12 protein-coding genes are annotated in these 16,911 nt (G+C 72.0%); 3 read left to right on the top strand and 9 right to left on the bottom strand.

The features are described from left to right. Window positions 1–44 precede the first annotated feature (44 nt). The 6 genes from serA to OG462_RS30420 all read right to left on the bottom strand — a co-directional run bounded on the left by serA (window position 45) and on the right by OG462_RS30420 (window position 10,250). A complete protein-coding gene (serA, locus tag OG462_RS30445) occupies window positions 45–1,634 on the bottom strand; it encodes a phosphoglycerate dehydrogenase (protein WP_406062480.1) in 1,590 nt (529 codons plus the stop codon). Between the two features lie 238 nt (window positions 1,635–1,872). Then, entirely contained in the window at window positions 1,873–2,874 is a 1,002-nt protein-coding gene (gene ilvC, locus OG462_RS30440; RefSeq protein WP_406062479.1) for a ketol-acid reductoisomerase, read from the bottom strand. 119 nt (window positions 2,875–2,993) lie between these two features. Next, on the bottom strand, window positions 2,994–3,521 hold the full coding sequence (gene ilvN, locus OG462_RS30435) for an acetolactate synthase small subunit (protein WP_030216183.1): 528 nt from the start codon (window positions 3,519–3,521) through the stop codon (window positions 2,994–2,996). A 41-nt stretch (window positions 3,522–3,562) separates the two neighbouring features. Further along, a complete protein-coding gene (locus OG462_RS30430; protein WP_406062478.1) occupies window positions 3,563–5,413 on the bottom strand; it encodes an acetolactate synthase large subunit in 1,851 nt (616 codons plus the stop codon). A 215-nt stretch (window positions 5,414–5,628) separates the two neighbouring features. Further along, the gene (locus tag OG462_RS30425) at window positions 5,629–8,382 is read right to left on the bottom strand and encodes a putative bifunctional diguanylate cyclase/phosphodiesterase (protein ID WP_406066786.1); all 2,754 of its coding nucleotides are present in this window, start codon (window positions 8,380–8,382) and stop codon (window positions 5,629–5,631) included. A 902-nt stretch (window positions 8,383–9,284) separates the two neighbouring features. Then, complete coding sequence (locus tag OG462_RS30420; protein WP_406062476.1) at window positions 9,285–10,250, bottom strand: 2-hydroxyacid dehydrogenase; 966 nt, start codon at window positions 10,248–10,250, stop codon at window positions 9,285–9,287. 75 nt (window positions 10,251–10,325) lie between these two features. On the opposite strand from OG462_RS30420, the gene OG462_RS30415 reads away from it, so the two are divergent. The 3 genes from OG462_RS30415 to OG462_RS30405 all read left to right on the top strand — a co-directional run bounded on the left by OG462_RS30415 (window position 10,326) and on the right by OG462_RS30405 (window position 12,967). Continuing rightward, window positions 10,326–11,348: an aldo/keto reductase gene (locus OG462_RS30415; protein ID WP_406062474.1), complete on the top strand. Its 1,023-nt coding sequence runs from the start codon at window positions 10,326–10,328 to the stop codon at window positions 11,346–11,348. 114 nt (window positions 11,349–11,462) lie between these two features. Then, a complete protein-coding gene (locus OG462_RS30410; protein WP_406062473.1) occupies window positions 11,463–12,605 on the top strand; it encodes a PQQ-dependent sugar dehydrogenase in 1,143 nt (380 codons plus the stop codon). A gap of 8 nt (window positions 12,606–12,613) precedes the next feature. Further along, window positions 12,614–12,967, top strand: coding sequence for a DUF6191 domain-containing protein (locus OG462_RS30405; protein ID WP_406062471.1), 354 nt, complete (start codon window positions 12,614–12,616; stop codon window positions 12,965–12,967). On the opposite strand, the gene OG462_RS30400 is transcribed toward OG462_RS30405, so the two are convergent. The 3 genes from OG462_RS30400 to OG462_RS30390 form a co-directional block, all read right to left on the bottom strand. After that, the gene (locus tag OG462_RS30400) at window positions 12,851–15,904 is read right to left on the bottom strand and encodes an AAA family ATPase (RefSeq protein ID WP_406062470.1); all 3,054 of its coding nucleotides are present in this window, start codon (window positions 15,902–15,904) and stop codon (window positions 12,851–12,853) included. The two genes, OG462_RS30405 and OG462_RS30400, sit on opposite strands and share 117 nt — an antisense overlap. A 7-nt stretch (window positions 15,905–15,911) precedes the next feature. Continuing rightward, entirely contained in the window at window positions 15,912–16,109 is a 198-nt protein-coding gene (locus tag OG462_RS30395) for a hypothetical protein (RefSeq protein WP_406062468.1), read from the bottom strand. Window positions 16,110–16,289: 180 nt separating this feature from the next. Further along, entirely contained in the window at window positions 16,290–16,901 is a 612-nt protein-coding gene (locus OG462_RS30390) for a hypothetical protein (RefSeq protein WP_406062466.1), read from the bottom strand. Between the last annotated feature and the right edge of the window lie 10 nt (window positions 16,902–16,911).

The raw sequence follows: 16,911 nt of genomic DNA, 5'->3' as shown, positions 1-16,911 counted from the left end.
ACGGGCGTCTAGCGACCGGGTACGGGCTACTGCGGGGCCGTGCGTCAGATCAGGTTGACCGAGCGGGCCGAGGCGGCGCCGATCTCCTCCGCGATCTCCGCGAGCACCGGCGCCGGGAGCGTGTCGTCCACGGTGAGCACGACGAGCGCCTCGCCGCCCTCCTCCGCGCGGGAGACCTGCATGCCGGCGATGTTCAGACCGGCCTCGCCGAGGATCCGGCCGACGGTGCCGACGACACCCGGGCGGTCCTCGTAGCGCAGCACGACCATGTGGTCGGCGAGCGCCAGGTCCACGTCGTAGTCGCCGACCGCGACGAGCTTCTGGAGGTGCTTGGGGCCGGCGAGCGTGCCGGAGACCGAGACCTCCTCGCCACTGGACAGCGTGCCGCGCACGGTGACCACGTTGCGGTGGTCGGGCGACTCGGAGCTCGTGGTCAGACGCACCTCGACACCGCGCTCCTGCGCGAACAGCGGGGCGTTGACGTACGACACGGTCTCGTCGACCACGTCCTCGAACACGCCCTTGAGCGCGGAGAGTTCGAGCACCTTCACATCGTGCTGGGTGATCTCGCCGTACACCTCGACGTCGAGACGGGCCGCGACCTCGCCCGCGAGGGCGGTGAAGATCCGGCCGAGCTTCTCGGCGAGCGGCAGACCCGGCTTGACGTCCTCCGCGATGACACCGCCCTGGACGTTGACCGCGTCCGGGACGAGCTCACCGGCGAGCGCCAGGCGCACCGAGCGGGCGACCGCGATACCGGCCTTCTCCTGGGCCTCGTCCGTGGACGCGCCGAGGTGCGGGGTGCAGACGACCTGGTCGAGCTCGAAGAGCGGGGAGTCCGTGCAGGGCTCCTTCGCGTACACGTCGAGACCGGCGCCGGCGACCCGGCCCTCCTTGAGGGCGGAGAACAGCGCCGCCTCGTCGACGATCCCGCCGCGCGCGGCGTTGACGATCCGGACGCTGGGCTTGACCTTGTGCAGCGCCTCGTCGCCGATGAGACCGAGGGTCTCGGGGGTCTTCGGCAGGTGGACGGTGATGAAGTCGGCGACCTCCAGGAGCTCGTCCAGGGCCAGCAGCTTCACCCCCATCTGGGCGGCGCGGGCGGGCTGCACGTAGGGGTCGTACGCGACGATCTTCATGCCGAACGCGGACATGCGCTGGGCGACCAGGACACCGATGCGGCCGAGGCCGACGACGCCGAGGGTCTTCTCGCTCAGCTCGACGCCCGTGTACTTGGAGCGCTTCCACTCGCCGTTCTTCAGCGCGGTGTTGGCCTGCGGGATGTTGCGCGCGGTGGCGACCAGCAGACCGCACGCGAGCTCGGCGGCGGTGACGATGTTCGACGTTGGAGCGTTGACGACCATCACGCCGGCCTTGGTGGCGGCGGAGACGTCGACGTTGTCCAGACCGACACCGGCGCGGGCGACGACCCGCAGCTTCGTGGCGGCGGCGATGGCCTCGGCGTCGACCTTGGTCGCGGAACGGACCAGGATCGCGTCCACGTCGGCGATGGCGGGCAGCAGTTCGGCGCGGTCCGCGCCGTTGCAGTGCCGGATCTCGAAGTCCGGGCCCAGGGCGTCGACGGTGGCGGGCGACAGCTCTTCAGCGATGAGTACGACGGGTTTCGAGCTCACGTGAGTCCTCACAGATCCAGTGCGGACGGCCGTCCCGACGGCCGCAGGCGGTGGAGGGGGCTTGCCGCGTGAAAGCGCACGACGCTGTGGGCCTGAACGCGAATGTTGTTGAGCAGTGTAGTGGTGCGTCGGCGCCGTTCATGCGCCTCGTTGGAAGGATCACCCGTCCGTGGTTGGACGGGGTGTCCAACGATGTGGACAGGGGCCGGACGCACCGTCCGGCCCCTGTCCCGAAGGCTTACGCCTCCTCGTCGTTCACCCAGCTCATGAGCTTGCGCAGCTCCTTGCCGGTGGTCTCCAGGAGGTGGTTCTCGTCCTGGGTCTTGTACTCGTTGTACTTCTTCAGACCGCCGTGGTACTCGGCCATCCACTCCTTGGCGAAGGTGCCGTCCTGGATCTCCGCGAGGACCTTCTTCATCTCGGCCTTGGTGGCGTCGGTGATGATCCGCGGGCCGGTGACGTAGTCGCCCCACTCGGCGGTCTCGGAGACCGACCAGCGCATCTTCTCCAGGCCGCCCTCGTACATGAGGTCGACGATGAGCTTCAGCTCGTGGAGGCACTCGAAGTACGCGATCTCCGGCTGGTAGCCGGCCTCGGTCAGGGTCTCGAAGCCCGCCTTGACCAGCGCCGCGGTACCACCGCAGAGAACGGCCTGCTCACCGAACAGGTCGGTCTCGGTCTCCTCGGTGAAGGTCGTCTTGATGACGCCGGCGCGGGTGCCGCCGATGCCCTTGGCGTACGAGAGCGCCAGCGCGAAGGCGCTGCCGGTCGCGTCCTGCTCGACGGCCGCGATGCACGGAACGCCGCGGCCCTCCTCGTACTGACGACGGACCAGGTGGCCCGGGCCCTTCGGGGCGACCAGGGCGACGTCGATGCCCTCGGGCACCTTGATGAAGCCGTAACGGACGTTCAGACCGTGGCCGAAGAAGAGGGCGTCGCCCGCCTTCAGGTTGTCCTTGATGGACTCCTCGTAGACCTGGGCCTGGATCGGGTCCGGGGTCAGGATCATGATGAGGTCGGCCTCGGCCGCGGCCTCGGCGACGGAGACGACGCGCAGGCCCTGCTCCTCGGCCTTGGCCTTGGACTTCGAGCCCTCCTGCAGACCGACGCGGACGTCGACACCGGAGTCACGGAGGGACAGCGCGTGGGCGTGGCCCTGGCTGCCGTAACCGATCACCGCGACCTTGCGGCCCTGGATGATGGACAGGTCGGCGTCGTCGTCGTAGAACAGCTCGGCCACTGGGAATCTCCTTGAGGTGCTGGTGTTGCGTCCCACCGTACGGCGGGGAGCGGGAGGAAAGTTTTCGGGTCTCGTCAGTCGGACCGGCGGATGGACCGGCGGTTGACCTCCGATGACTCTCAGGCGCTGCGGTCGAGGGCCCGCAGGGACCGGTCCGTGATGGACCGGGAGCCACGCCCTATGGCGATCGTGCCGGACTGCACGAGCTCCTTGACGCCGAACTGCTCCAGCATCTTGAGCATCGCGTCGAGCTTGTCACTCGAACCGGTGGCCTCGATGGTGACCGCCTCGGGCGAGACGTCCACGGTCTTGGCGCGGAACAGCTGCACGATCTCGACGATCTGGGAGCGGGTCTCGTTGTCGGCGCGGACCTTCACCAGGACGAGCTCGCGCTGGATCGCAGCGCTGGGCTCGAGTTCGACGATCTTCAGGACGTTGACCAGCTTGTTGAGCTGCTTGGTCACCTGCTCCAGGGGCAGGTCCTCGACATTGACCACGATGGTGATGCGGGAGATGTCGGGGTGCTCGGTGATGCCGACGGCGAGGGAGTCGATGTTGAAGCCGCGGCGCGAGAACAGGGCGGCGATCCGGGCGAGGATGCCGGGCGTGTTCTCGACGAGAACGGAGAGCGTGTGCTTGGTGGACATGGTCTGGGTCTCTTCCTTTTCGCTCTGCTTCGTTCCGCGCTTCAGTCGTCTTCGCCGTCGCCGAAGTCGGGGCGGACGCCCCGGGCGGCCATGACCTCGTCGTTCGAGGTTCCGGCGGCGACCATCGGCCAGACCTGGGCGTCCTCGTGGACGATGAAGTCGACCACGACCGGACGGTCGTTGATGGCGTTGGCCTCGGCGATGACCTTGTCCAGGTCGGCCGGGTCCTCACAGCGCAGGGCGACACAGCCCATGGCCTCGGACAGCTTGACGAAGTCGGGGACGCGGGTGCCCTTGTTCGCCTGGACGTCGTCCGGGCCGGAGTGCAGGACGGTGTTGGAGTAGCGCTGGTTGTAGAAGAGTGTCTGCCACTGGCGGACCATCCCGAGGGCGCCGTTGTTGATGATGGCGACCTTGATCGGGATGTTGTTCAGGGCGCAGGTGGTGAGCTCCTGATTGGTCATCTGGAAGCAGCCGTCGCCGTCGATCGCCCAGACCGGACGGTCGGGCATGCCGGCCTTGGCGCCCATCGCGGCGGGGACCGCGTACCCCATCGTCCCGAGGCCGCCGGAGTTCAGCCAGGTGGCCGGCCGCTCGTAGTCGATGAAGTGGGCGGCCCACATCTGGTGCTGGCCGACGCCCGCGGCGAAGATCGTGTCGTCGGGGGCGAGCTGGCCGATGCGCTGGATGACCTGCTGCGGCGAGAGGCTGCCGTCCTCCGGCAGGTCGTAGCCGAGCGGGTAGGTCTCGCGCCAGCGGTTCAGGTCGCTCCACCAGGCGGTGTAGTCGCCCTTGTTGCCCTCGCTGTGCTCGGCCTGGACGGCCTGGACCAGGTCGGCGATGACCTCGCGGGCGTCACCGACGATCGGGACGTCGGCGGTGCGGTTCTTGCCGATCTCGGCCGGGTCGATGTCCGCGTGGACGATCTTGGCGTACGGGGCGAAGCTGTCGAGCTTGCCGGTGACGCGGTCGTCGAAGCGGGCGCCGAGGGCGACGATCAGGTCGGACTTCTGCAGCGCCGTGACGGCGGTGACCGCACCGTGCATGCCGGGCATGCCCACGTGCAGCGGGTGGCTGTCGGGGAAGGCTCCGAGGGCCATCAGGGTGGTGGTGACCGGGGCGCCGGTGAGCTCGGCGAGGATCTTCAGCTCGGCGGTGGCGCCGGCCTTGATGACGCCGCCGCCGACGTACAGGACGGGGCGCTTGGCCGCGCTGATCAGCTTGGCGGCCTCGCGGATCTGCTTGGCGTGCGGCTTGGTCACCGGGCGGTAGCCGGGCAGGTCGGTCTGCGGCGGCCAGCTGAAGGTGGTCTTCGCCTGGAGGGCGTCCTTGGAGATGTCGACCAGGACCGGGCCCGGGCGGCCGGTGGAGGCGATGTGGAAGGCCTCGGCGATCGTCCGCGGGATGTCCTCGGCCTTGGTGACCAGGAAGTTGTGCTTGGTGATCGGCATCGTGATGCCGCAGATGTCCGCCTCCTGGAAGGCGTCCGTGCCGATCGCCTTCGAGGCGACCTGGCCGGTGATCGCGACGAGCGGGACCGAGTCCATGTGCGCGTCGGCGATCGGGGTGACGAGGTTGGTCGCACCGGGCCCCGAGGTCGCCATGCAGACGCCGACCTTGCCGGTCGCCTGGGCGTAGCCGGTGGCCGCGTGCCCCGCGCCCTGCTCGTGACGGACCAGGATGTGGCGGACCCTCTGCGAGTCCATCATCGGGTCGTACGCGGGGAGGATCGCGCCGCCGGGGATGCCGAAGACGGTGTCGGCGCCCACTTCCTCGAGAGAACGGATGAGGGACTGCGCACCCGTGACGTGCTCGACGGTGGTGGCGGGCTGCGCGCCGTTACGGGGCCGCGGCTGCGGATGGTGCCCGGTGGCCTGGTCGGTCATCAGCATCTCTTCTCGAAGCAGAGGGTTTTACGAGGGTTTGGGACGACTTTGGGGTGAGCCGGTGCAACAAAAAACCCCTCGTGCCGTGAGGCAAGCGAGGGGAGCGCGTCGGGTGCGTTTCAAGCGGGGCCTACCGTGACCCTGCTTCAGCCGACGCGCTTTCCAAGTACGAGAATTCGGGTGCGCATGGCATTGACCCTCCCTCTCAGCCCTCACCACTGTCAAGTGGGTGGGACGGGCGTCTCATTATTTGAGCGGAACGGGGGACGGTTTCCGACCCGGACGGGGACCCCTCCGGGCAGCGGGTACTCGTCCCGTACGAGGGCCCTGCGCAGCCTGTACTCGTCGAGGGGGCCCGAGAAGGCCATGCCCTGGGCGTGGCTGCATCCCATGGCCCGCAGGGCGACGACCTGCTCCGGTACGTCGACCCCCTCGGCGACGGTCTGCATCCCGAGCTCGCCGGCGATACGGAGCACCCCACGGGTGATCTTGCGGAGCCGGGCCGACTCGACCACTCCCTCGACGAGCCCCCGGTCCAGCTTCAGTATGTCGACGGGAAGCCTCCGAAGAGCGTTGATCGCCACATGTCCGCTGCCGAATCCGTCGAGCGCGATCCGCACCCCGAGCCGGCGCAGGGTGACCAGGCGCTGCTCCAGTTCGTCGAGCGGGATCCGGGGGTCGCTGTCGGCGAGTTCGACGATCAGCGAGCCGGACGGCAGCCCGTGCCGGGTGAGCAGCGACTCGACCGAGCCGAGCGGCAGCGAGCGGTCGAGGAGCCGGCGGGCGGAAAGCCGGATGGAGACGGGGGCGCGATGGCCGATTCCCGCCCGCTCGGCGGCCTGCTCGACGGCCTCTTCGAGCAGCCAGCGGCCGAGCTCGGCGGTGCGCTCGCCGTCGTCGGTGACCCGGAGGTACTCGGCTGGGGTGAAGAGGATGCCCTGGGTCGACCGCCAGCGCGCCTGGGCGCTGACGGCGGAGATCCGGCCGGTGGCGAGGTCGACGACCGGCTGGTGGAGCAGGGCGAACTCGCCGTCGTGGAGGGCGGTGCGCAGCCGGGCGGCCAGTTCCGTCCGGCGTACCACCTCGGCCTGCATCTGGGGGGCGTAGAGCTCGACGCGGTCCTTGCCGGCCGCCTTGGCCCGGTACATGGCGAGGTCGGCGTTGCGCAGGAGGTCGCCGGCCTCGATGCCGGGCTCGGCGAATGCGACGCCGATGGAGGCGGCGACCCGCACCTCGTTCCCGCCGTCGACGCGGTAGGGCCGGGAGAGGGTGAGGCGGAGCCGGTCGGCGATCTCCTGGACCTGCTTCTGACGGGCGGCCTGGTCACTGCCACCGTCGCCGAGGATGAGTGCGGCGAACTCGTCGCCGCCGAGCCGGGCGGCCGTGTCCCCGGCTCGCACGGAGTCGTGGAGGCGGCGGGCGGCCTGGACGAGGAGGTCGTCGCCCGCCTGGTGACCGAGGCGGTCGTTGACGCCCTTGAAGCCGTCGAGGTCGATGAAGAGCACGGCGGTGCCGGGGTCGGAGGCGCGGCGACCGCTGAGCGCCTGCCGGACCCGCCGGGTGAAGAGCGCCCGGTTGGGCAGGTCGGTGAGCGGGTCGTGCTCGGCGTTGTGCTGCAACTGGGCCTGGAGCCGGACGCGTTCGGTCACGTCCCGGCTGTTGAAGATCAGGCCGCCCTGATGCCGGTTGACCGTCGACTCGACGTTGAGCCAGTCGCCGCGGCCCGAGCGGAAGCGGCACTCGATCCGGGTGGTGGGCTCCTCGGCGGGCGAGACGGCCAGGAAGCGCCGCACCTCGTGGACGACGGCACCGAGGTCCTCGGGATGGATGAGCGAGGCCAGCTCGGAGCCGATCAGCTCCTCGGCGTCCCGTCCGTACACCCCGGAGGCGGCCGGGCTGACGTAGCGGAGTATCCCGGTCGGCGCGGCGATCATGATGACGTCGCTGGAGCCCTGCACGAGCGACCTGAAGTGGTTCTCCTTCTGGGCCAGTTCATGGGTCAGGGCGATGTTGTCGAGGAGCATGATGCCCTGCCGTACGACGAGGGCGAGGACCACCGTGCAGCCGGTGAGGACGACGACCCGGTCGACCCTGCGCCCCTCGACGACGTTGTACAGGATGCCGAGGGTGCAGACCGCGGCGGCGAGGTACGGGGTGAGGGCGGCGAGCGAGCCGGCGACCGGGCGGCTGTGCAGCCACGGCCCGCGTGCGACGGTGGCGCTGTCCGGAAGCCGGCGCACCCCCCAGGGCGCGTAGGCGAGCAGCAGGGAGCCGGCGAACCAGCCGGCGTCGAGCAGCTGGCCCGAGGCGTAGTTCTCGCGGAGCAGCGGCGAGGTGAACAGGGCGTCGCACAGGACGGTCAGGGCGAGGGCGGCGATCGCGGTGTTGGTCGCCGAGCGGTTCGCCTGGGAGCGCCGGAAGTGCAGGACCAGGACCATGCTCACCAGGACGATGTCGAGCAGGGGGTACGCGAGCGACAGCGCGGCCTGGGCGACCGGCTCGTTCTGGAAGTGGGCGGTACGGGCGAGGGCGAGGCTCCACGAGAGCGTGAGCAGCGAGCCCCCGATGAGCCAGGCGTCGAGCGCAAGGCAGACCCAGCCGGCCCGGGTGACGGGCTTCTTGGCCAGGACGAGCAGGCCGACGATGGCCGGCGGTGCGAAGAGTAAGAAGAAGAGGTCGGCGACGGAGGAGTCCGGCACCTCTGTGCGGAGCACGACCTCGTACCACCCCCACACGGCGTTGCCCGCGGAGGCCATGAACGAGGAGAAGGCGAAGAGCAGCCAGGCGGGGCGCGCGCTGCCGCGGTGGGCGCGGGCATAGAGGAAGCAGGAGACCGCGGCGGTGAGGGCGGCGGCGCTGAGCCCGAAGTCACCCATGAAGAGCGCGAGTTCCGGTGACCCCCAGCCGAGCGAGGCACCGGTCGTGTAGCCCGCGCAGATCAGCCCCAGGGCGATCTGCGCGAAGACCGAGCCGATGCCGGGGCGCTCGGGATCCGGATGGCCGGATTCGCCTCCTCCACCGACGGGGCGCGGCGGCGCGAGGACCGCCCCGGGCGCGGTCACCGGACCCTCCGGCGCCGCACCACCGCACCCGGCCGCGTCGTGCGGGCGCGCCGGCGGCTCGTCGGCGCCGCCGGGAGCGTGCCCGTCGCAGTCGTGGGGGCCGGCGGGGTCCCGTACGACCGGACCGACCGGCTCCGGGACGACGCCTGGCTTCCGGACGGCAGGGACGACCGACTCCGGGACGACGTCCGGCTGCCGTACGGCAGAGGCGACCGACTCCGGTGATGCGGCGGCACCGCAGGCCTCGCGGGCGCCGTGTGGCGTGAAGTCGCCATGCGGCGCCTCGCTGTTCGTCGCAGGCGTGCCGTGCGGCACGGGGACGCGGGTGGCCGCGGCCGTGGCGTCGCCGGGGCGAGCGGGCGTGCCCGGTGGTTCGGCACCGTGGCCCTCGGCTCGGGAGTCCGGTCCGGTGTGCGGTCCGGCGCCCTGCCCGGCATGCGCGTCGGCGTGCGGCCCGGCCTCCGGTCCGGTGTCCGTTGGCTCGGCGGCGCGGGGCGCGCGGTGTGGCACGACCTGGTCCGGCACGGAATGCGCGAGGCCGGTGGCGAGGCGCGGAAGGCTCGCCGGCGGCGGCGTCGCCGCGTCGGATCGTCGGTCCTTCGGCCGTGCTTCACCCGTCGCCCCCCTCGGACTCTGATGACCCATCACTTCGCTCCCCAGCGTCAGCCCGTACTCGACGCAGTCCCCCCGCTCCGGGACGATACACCAGGACCGTCACTCAGGGACAGGGTCGCAGTACTCTCCGTGACGGCCAAGAGGCTTGCAGGTGGCGCGTGTCGGGGGCGCGAACCACCCGGCCGGCCCATCACGGCCGCTCAGCCGGTGGTGAGCAGGACGTTGGCCGGATCCTCACCCGCCGCGAGCCGCCGCAACTGTCCCGCGATCAGCCGCTTCGCCCTCGGCATGAAGGCGGAAGTGGAACCTCCCACGTGGGGGCTGATCAGGACACCGGGAGCGTGCCACAACGGGTGCCCTGCCGGCAGCGGTTCCGGGTCGGTGACATCGAGCGCCGCCGTGATCCTGCCGCTCTCGACCTCCTTGAGCAGCGCCGCGGTGTCGACGACCGGCCCGCGGGCGACGTTCAGGAGGAGCGCCCCGTCCTTCATCCGGCCGAGGAACCCGGCGTCGGCGAGATGCCTGGTCGCGGGCGTGAGCGGAGTGGAGAGCACGACGACGTCCGCCTCCGGAAGCAGTGCGGGCAGCTCGGTCAGGGGGTGGACCTCGCCGCGCGCTGTGGTGCGCGCGGAGCGTGCGACGCGCGACACCCGCGCGCACTCGAAGGGCGCGAGCCGGTCCTCGATGGCGGCGCCGATCGACCCGTACCCGACGATGAGGACGGACTTGTCGGCGAGGGCCGGGTAGAAGCCGGCCCGCCACTCCTCGGCGTCCTGGCCGCGCACGAAGCCGGGGATCCCGCGCAGCGAGGCCAGGATCAACGCGAGCGTGAGTTCGGCGGTGCTGGCCTCGTGGACGCCCTTCGCGTTGCAGACGGCGACGCCCGGGGGCAGCGAGTCGATGCCGGGGGTGACGTGGTCGATGCCCGCGGACAGGGTCTGCACGACCCGCAGCGAGGTCATCGCGGCCAGCGGCCGGACGGCGATCTCGGAGCCCTTCATGTACGGGACGACGTAGAAGGCGCAGCGCGCCGGGTCGGCCGGGAACTCCGGTCCGCCGTCCCAGAAAAGGTAGTTCAGGCCCGACGCGCCCGGTTCGGGGAGATCTTCGATCTCGTCCGCGGGAATCGGAAGCCACACGTCAGTGGTCGTGTCTTCGCATCTCATGAGCGGGAGGCTATGCGAAGAATCCCGTGCGCCATTGGTTACTTTGGGGGACGGCACAGGGAGGGGTACCGGCAGGTGGAGCGCAGGACTATCGGGGCGACGGCGCTCGACGTGGGTGCGATCGGCCTGGGGTGCATGCCGATGAGCTGGGCGTACAGCCGTTCGGAACAGCGGGGGGACCGCTCGCTGCGGACCGTGCACGCGGCGCTGGACGCCGGGGTGACCCTGCTCGACACCGCCGACATGTACGGACCGTTCACCAACGAGCTTCTGCTGGGGCGGGTGTTGAAGGAGAGGCGTGCGGAGGCCTTCGTCTCGACGAAGTGCGGACTGCTCGTCGGCGACGGCGGCGAACGGCGGCATGTGGTCGCCAACGGCAGGCCGGGATACGTCCGTCGGGCCTGCGATGCCTCGCTCCGGCGGCTCCAGACCGATGTGATCGACCTGTACCAGCTGCACCGGGCGGACCCCGAGGTTCCCGTCGAGGAGACCTGGGGCGCGATGGCCGAGCTGGTCTCGGCGGGCAAGGTGCGGGCGCTCGGACTGTGCGCCGTCGGCACCCGGTCCGCCCGGCGGGGTGCGACGGGCGTCAGTCGTGACGGCTATGAGGGAACGATCCGCCAACTGGAGCGGATCCAGCAGGTGTTCCCCGTCGCGGCGGTGGAGGCCGAACTTTCGGTCTGGTCCCAGGAGGCGCTGGTGCGGCTGCTGCCGTGGTGCGCGGCGCGGGGCGTCGGCTTCCTGGCGGCGATGCCGCTGGGGAACGGGTTCCTGACCGGGACGCTGACCCCGGGCGGCGGCTTCGAACCGGACGATCCGCGGGCCCGGCACCCCCGCTTCACGGCGGAGATGATGGCCGCGAACCAGCCGCTCGTGGCGGGTCTGCGGCGGGTGGCCGCCCGGCACGGGGCGGAGGTCACGCCGGCGCAGGTGGCGCTCGCCTGGGTGCTCGGCCGTGGGCGGCACGTCGTGCCGGTGCCGGGGGCGAAGCGGGAGCGCTGGGCCGTGGAGAACGCCCGGGCGGCCGGGCTGCGGCTCACGGCCGAGGACCTGGCGGAGATCGCGGCGCTTCCGGCGCCCCGGGGGTCCTGGGACTGAGGGCCGCGTGACCAGCCGGATCCGGCTGGTCACGGTGGTCGGGAACCTGATCGCGTCGGGCGGTGTATCAAGGGTGAAGGGATGCCGCTCGACTCGTCGAAGGGGGACCGTGCCATGAGCCGTCCTGCAGTTGTGAAGGCCCTGTGGGGCGCGGCCGTGCTGGTCCTGGTGGCGGGCTGCTCCTCGGGAGGTACGGAGGATCGGCCGGGTACGGCTCCGCCGACGTCGGCGTCGGCATCGGCATCGGCATCGGCGAGCCCGTCCGGGTCCGCCACCGCCTCCGCCGGTGGCCGGGCGGCGGTGGCGGGCACGCTCACCGACGGGCTGAAGTCGCCCTGGGGGCTCGCCGAACTGCCCGGCGGGGATCTGCTGGTCTCCTCGCGGGACGAGCGGACGATCACCCGGGTCGACGGGCGGACCGGGGCGAAGACCTCGCTCGGCGAGGTGCCGGGGGTCGTTCCCGGCGGTGAGGGCGGGCTCATGGGCCTCGCCGTGCGGGACGGCTGGGTGTACGCGTATCTGACGGCGGAGTCGGACAACCGCATCGTGCGCATGCGGTACGGGGGCGGGGACGGCGACCGGCTCGGTGCGCCGCAGCCGGTGCTGACCGGCATCCCGAAGGGGTTCGTGCACAACGGCGGACGGATCGCGTTCGGCCCGGACCGGATGCTGTACGCGGGAACGGGCGAGACGGGCCGGACCGGCCTGGCCCAGGACCGGGAGTCGCTCGGCGGGAAGATCCTCCGGATGACACCGGAGGGCAAGCCGGCGCCGGGCAACCCCTTCCCCGGGTCGGTGGTCTATTCGTACGGGCATCGCAATGTGCAGGGAATCGCCTGGGATGCCGAGGGGCGTCTGTGGGCGGCCGAGTTCGGGCAGAACACCTGGGACGAGCTGAATCTGGTCGAGCCCGGGAAGAACTACGGCTGGCCCGAGGCCGAGGGGCAGGCCGGCCGGGCCGGGTTCGTGGACCCGGTGGCCCAGTGGCCGACCTCGGAGGCCTCCCCGAGCGGGATCGCGTACGCGCGGGGCGCGATCTGGATGGCCGGGCTCAGAGGCGAGCGGTTGTGGCGGGTCCCGCTCTCCGGCGCGGAACGCTCCGGGGACCCCGAGGCGTTCCTGTCAGAGGAGTACGGACGCCTGCGCACAGTCCTCGCGGGGGGCGGCGGGCGGCTCTGGCTGGTGACCAGCGAAACCGACGGCCGGGGCACGCCCGGGGCCGGGGACGACAGGATTCTCCGGCTGGAGGTGAGCTGAAGGAGCTGGTGACCGTGTTCGACCCGTTGGCGGAGCTGTTCGCGCCCGGCCGCAGGCACACCGAGGAGGAGCTGCGCAGGCAGGCCCTGACCAGGGAGGACCCGGGCGACGCCGACCCGTCGCGCGGGCCGATAGACCTCACCTCGGGCCGCGTGACGATACGGGCCCCCCGCCCGGCGGCGGGGGACGGGGACACGGTGGCGGACGGCGGGCCCGGTGGGCCGGAGGGGCGTTCAGGGGAGCGTTCAGAGGGGCGTGTCGAGGAGGTGGAGGCGGTGGGCCAGGGCGGCGGCCTCTCCCCGGCCGGCGACGCCGAGCTTGGCGAGGATGTTGGAGACGTGGACGCTGGCCGTCTTGGGTGAGATGAACAGTTCCTCGGCGATCTGACGGTTGGTACGGCCGGCCGCGACCAGACGCAGGACGTCCTGTTCGCGCGGGGTCAGACCGAAGCTGTCGTCCCCGGGGTCCGCGGGTGCCGGGGCCTGCTTCTCCTCGGTCAGGGAGAGGCGGGCACGGGCGGCCAGGAGTTCCACGTCCTCGCGGAGCGGGCGGGCGCCCAGGCGGACGGCGGTGGAGTGGGCCTCCCGGAGCAGGGCCGTGGCCTCCTCGCGGTGGCCGCCCTCGACGAGCAGGGCGTCGGCGAGGCGGTAGTGGGCGCGGGCCAGCTGGGCGGGACGTTCCAGCGGTTCGTAGCCGGCGACGACCTCGGCCCAGCGGGCAGCAGTCTCGCGGCCCTCGGCGCGGGCGAGCTCCTCGGAGACCTGCCGGCCGTACACGACCCAGACGGGGGCCGGGGCGGCGAGGCCCCGGACGCAGCGGCGGATCGCGTCGAGGGCCTCCGCGCGGCCCTCGTCGGCGGCGGGCAGTCCACGGCTGTCGGCCTCGGCGGTGACGGCGGCGAGGACGAGCGGCCAGCCGTAGCGGTGGGTGCCGGGCGGGAAGCCGGCCTGTTCGGCGGCGGCCAGCTGGGTCCGGACGTCCGCGAGGCGTCCCTCGGAGCCGGCCATGGCGAGTTCGACCTGGGCCATCGGCAGGATGTACTGCGGGATCGCGTCGCGGCTGCCGTAGGCGGCGCGGGCGTCGGCGAGGTGGCGGCCGGCCGCGTCGAGTTCGCCGCGGGCGACGGCGAGCTGGGCGAGGCGGAGGGAGGCCGAGCCTCGGGGCTTGCTGCTGGTCGCCGAGCGGAGCACTCGTTCGGCTATCTCCCTGGTCTCCTCCCAGCGGCCGAGGGAGAAGAGGGACTCGGCCCGGTTGGCCTCGACCCAGCCGACGCTGTCGACGAGTCCGTAGGTGCGGGCGACGCGGATGCCGGTGTCGGCGAGTTCGACGGCCTCGCCGGAGCGGCCGAGGGACTCCAGGGCGGAGGAGATGTTGATGTGGGCACGGGCGGTCTCGGTGAACTGACCGAGGGCCTCGGTCCGTTCCCGTACCGCGTGCATCTCGGCGAGACCGGCCTCGACGTCGCCCGCCGCGGTCATGAGGGTGCCGAGGGTGAGCCGGGCGTTGAGCTCGATCGACTCGGCCTTGACGAGGCGGGCGTACTCGACGGCGCGTTCGGCGGCGGTGAGGGCGTCGGGTCCGGGGTTGCGGAGCATGCCCCAGCCGGCGGCGCCGACGAGTACGACGGCGTGGACGGCGGACGGGGGGAGGCCCTTGACGAGTTCCTGGGCGCGGGCGATCTCCTCCCAGCCGTCGCCCCGGCCGAGGTTGGACTGGAGGCGGGCCCGCTCGGTCCAGAACCAGGCGGCGCGCAGGGGGTCGCCCGACTCGGCGCCGTCGAGGAGGCGCAGCGCCGTCCTGCAGATCTTCAGGGCGCGTTCGCGGTCGCCGCTGAGCCGGGCGGCGACGGCGGCCTCGGCGAGCAGGTCGAGGTAGCTGAGCGCGGCGGTCTCGGGGTCGCAGCCGCACGCCGGGTAGGCCTCGGCGTAGTCCATGGGCCGGAGCGAGCCGCGGGTCTCGGCGGGGGCCTCGTCCCAGAGTTCCATGGCCCGTTCGAGGAGGCGGAGCTGCTCGGCGTAGGCGTGGCGCTTGCGGGTCGCGACGGAGGCGCGGAGGACGGCGGGCAGGGCCTTGGCCGGGTCGTGCGCGTGGTACCAGTAGGTGGCGAGCCGGTTGGCGCGCTCGTCGGCCCGGACGAGCGTGGGGTCGGCCTCCAGGGCTTCGGCGTAGCGCCGGTTGAGGCGGGAGCGTTCGCCGGGCAGCAGGTCGTCGCTGACGGCCTCGCGGACCAGGGAGTGACGGAAGCGGTAGCCGTCGCCGTCGGGGACGGCGAGCAGGAGGTTGGCGCCGACGGCGGCCCGCAGGGCCTCGATGAGTTCGTCCTCGGTGAGCCGGGCGACGGCGGCGAGCAGCCCGTACTCGACGGTGGAGCCGCCCTCGGCGACGATCCTCGCGACCCGCTGGGCGTCCTCGGTGAGCGTCTCGACCCGGACGAGCAGCAGATCGCGCAGGGAGTCGCTGAGCTGTCCCGCGGCGCAGCCGGCTTCGTGGGAGACGACGAGTTCCTCGACGAAGAAGGCGTTGCCGTCGGAGCGTTCGAAGACCTCCTCGACGAGGCCGGGGTCGGGTTCGGCGGCGAGGATGCCGGTGAGCTGGCGGTGCACCTCGGTGCGGGTGAACCGGGCGAGTTCGATGCGGCGGATGGTGCGGAGCCGGTCGAGTTCGGCGAGGAGGGGGCGCAGCGGGTGGCGGCGGTGGATGTCGTCGGCGCGGTAGCTGGCGACGACCACGATGCGGCCGCGGCGGAGGGTGCGGAGGAGGTAGGTGAGGAGGTGCCGGGTGGAGGCGTCGGCCCAGTGCAGGTCTTCCAGGACGAGCACGATCGTACGGTCGGCGGCGAGCCGTTCCAGGAGCCGTACGGTCAGTTCGAAGAGGCGGGCGGTGGAGTCCTCGTCGGAGGAGTCGTGGCCCGGGTCGCCGAGTTCGGGCAGCAGCCGGGCGAGTTCCGCCTCCTGGCCGTCGGCGGCGGCGGTGAGTTCCCCGGGGAGGCGCCGGCGGAGCGAGCGCAGTGCCGTGGCGAAGGGGGCGAAGGGCAGGCCGTCGGCGCCGAGCTCGACGCAGCCGCCGAGCGCGACGACGGCGCCCTGCCCGCAGGCCGTGTCGAGGAACTCCTCGATGAGCCGGGTCTTGCCGACCCCCGCCTCGCCGCCGATGAGCAGGGCCTGGGGCTCCCCCGCGGTCGCGCGGGAGAGCGCCTCGGTGAGGGCGGTGAGTTCGCCGGCGCGGCCGACGAACACGGGACTGACTGACCTGGTCTCCACGGCGCCGAGCATCGCACAGACGTCCGTGCCGTCGCTCATGAGGTGGTCACGCGGCCCGGACGAAGCGGCCGCGTCCGCCGTCGCTCACCCGCCCCTCCGCGTCCTGGCCCCCGCTCCGGCGGCCGAGACGGCGCAGGCCCCGGGCGGAGGCGACCGACCCGGCGGCCTCGTGGGACAGCCGCTGGGCGGCGGCCTCACGGACGAGCTGGGCGTGGTTCATGCGGTGGAGTTCGAACTCGAACATGGGATGCTCCCTGGTTTCCTCGGTATCGGTATCGCTCCTTGCGATGCCTCTACTTTCGTTTCCCAGGGGGTGCGGCCGCATCGGGCGAGTGCCGCATGTTCGGGGTCCGGGGGTCCTTAGGCGGGTCCCAGGGGGCCTTAGGGGTGTCCTGCGCGTGCCCTAGGTATGCCTGGGGCGGGCTCAGGATCCGGCGGTCGGCAGGCTCAGGAACAGGTCGAAGTAGGTACCGGCCGACAGGAGCAGCCCGAGGCCGCCCAGGACGGCGCCGGCGACGGCGACCGCGCGGACCCAGGCGGGGCGCCCGGGCAGGATGAGCACGAGGACGGCGACGAACAGGGCGACGAGCGCGAAGACGCCGTTCACCAGGGCGGTGCTGTGCCAGGCGTCGCCGTAGATCTCGGAGATCTGCTGGGCCGGGGTGCCGGACCCGGAGGTGGAGATCTGTCCGATGAGGGTCTCGCGCTCGGAGACGACCTTGCCGGTCCAGGTGCCGGTGAGCGCGACGGCACCGAGGGCGGCGGAGACCACGGCCGCGGCGGCGCCGCCGATGCCGGCGGAGGCGGGAGCCGGCTCCGCGGACAGCACGTCGTCCTCGTCGTCCTCGTCCGCGTCCTCGGCCGCGTCGACCAGCTCGCCGTCCTGCTCGCCGTCCTGCTTGTCGAGCACGACCGCGGCCCTCTCCTCGGCAAGCGGGGTCTCGGCGGGCGCGGCCTCGGCGGTCTTCGCGCTCTCCACGGTCTCCGTGGTCTCCGCGCTCTCGCCGGTCTTCTCTGTCGTCGTCTTCGTGTCCATGCGGCGCACG

Source organism: Streptomyces sp. NBC_01077 (assembly GCF_045162855.1).
Lineage (GTDB): Bacteria > Actinomycetota > Actinomycetes > Streptomycetales > Streptomycetaceae > Streptomyces.
Note: the sequence above shows the minus strand (reverse complement) of the source record. Positions and strands in the feature narration are given on the sequence as shown.

Excerpts from the sequence above, each read along its gene's own strand:
- ilvN (WP_030216183.1), bottom strand. The coding sequence starts at position 3,521 with ATGTCCACCAAGCACACGCTCTCCGTTCTCGTCGAGAACACGCCCGGC.
- OG462_RS30430 (WP_406062478.1), bottom strand. The coding sequence starts at position 5,413 with ATGCTGATGACCGACCAGGCCACCGGGCACCATCCGCAGCCGCGGCCC.
- OG462_RS30420 (WP_406062476.1), bottom strand. The coding sequence starts at position 10,250 with ATGAGATGCGAAGACACGACCACTGACGTGTGGCTTCCGATTCCCGCG.
- OG462_RS30410 (WP_406062473.1), top strand. The coding sequence starts at position 11,463 with ATGAGCCGTCCTGCAGTTGTGAAGGCCCTGTGGGGCGCGGCCGTGCTG.
- OG462_RS30400 (WP_406062470.1), bottom strand. The coding sequence starts at position 15,904 with ATGAGCGACGGCACGGACGTCTGTGCGATGCTCGGCGCCGTGGAGACC.
- OG462_RS30395 (WP_406062468.1), bottom strand. The coding sequence starts at position 16,109 with ATGTTCGAGTTCGAACTCCACCGCATGAACCACGCCCAGCTCGTCCGT.
- OG462_RS30390 (WP_406062466.1), bottom strand. The coding sequence starts at position 16,901 with ATGGACACGAAGACGACGACAGAGAAGACCGGCGAGAGCGCGGAGACC.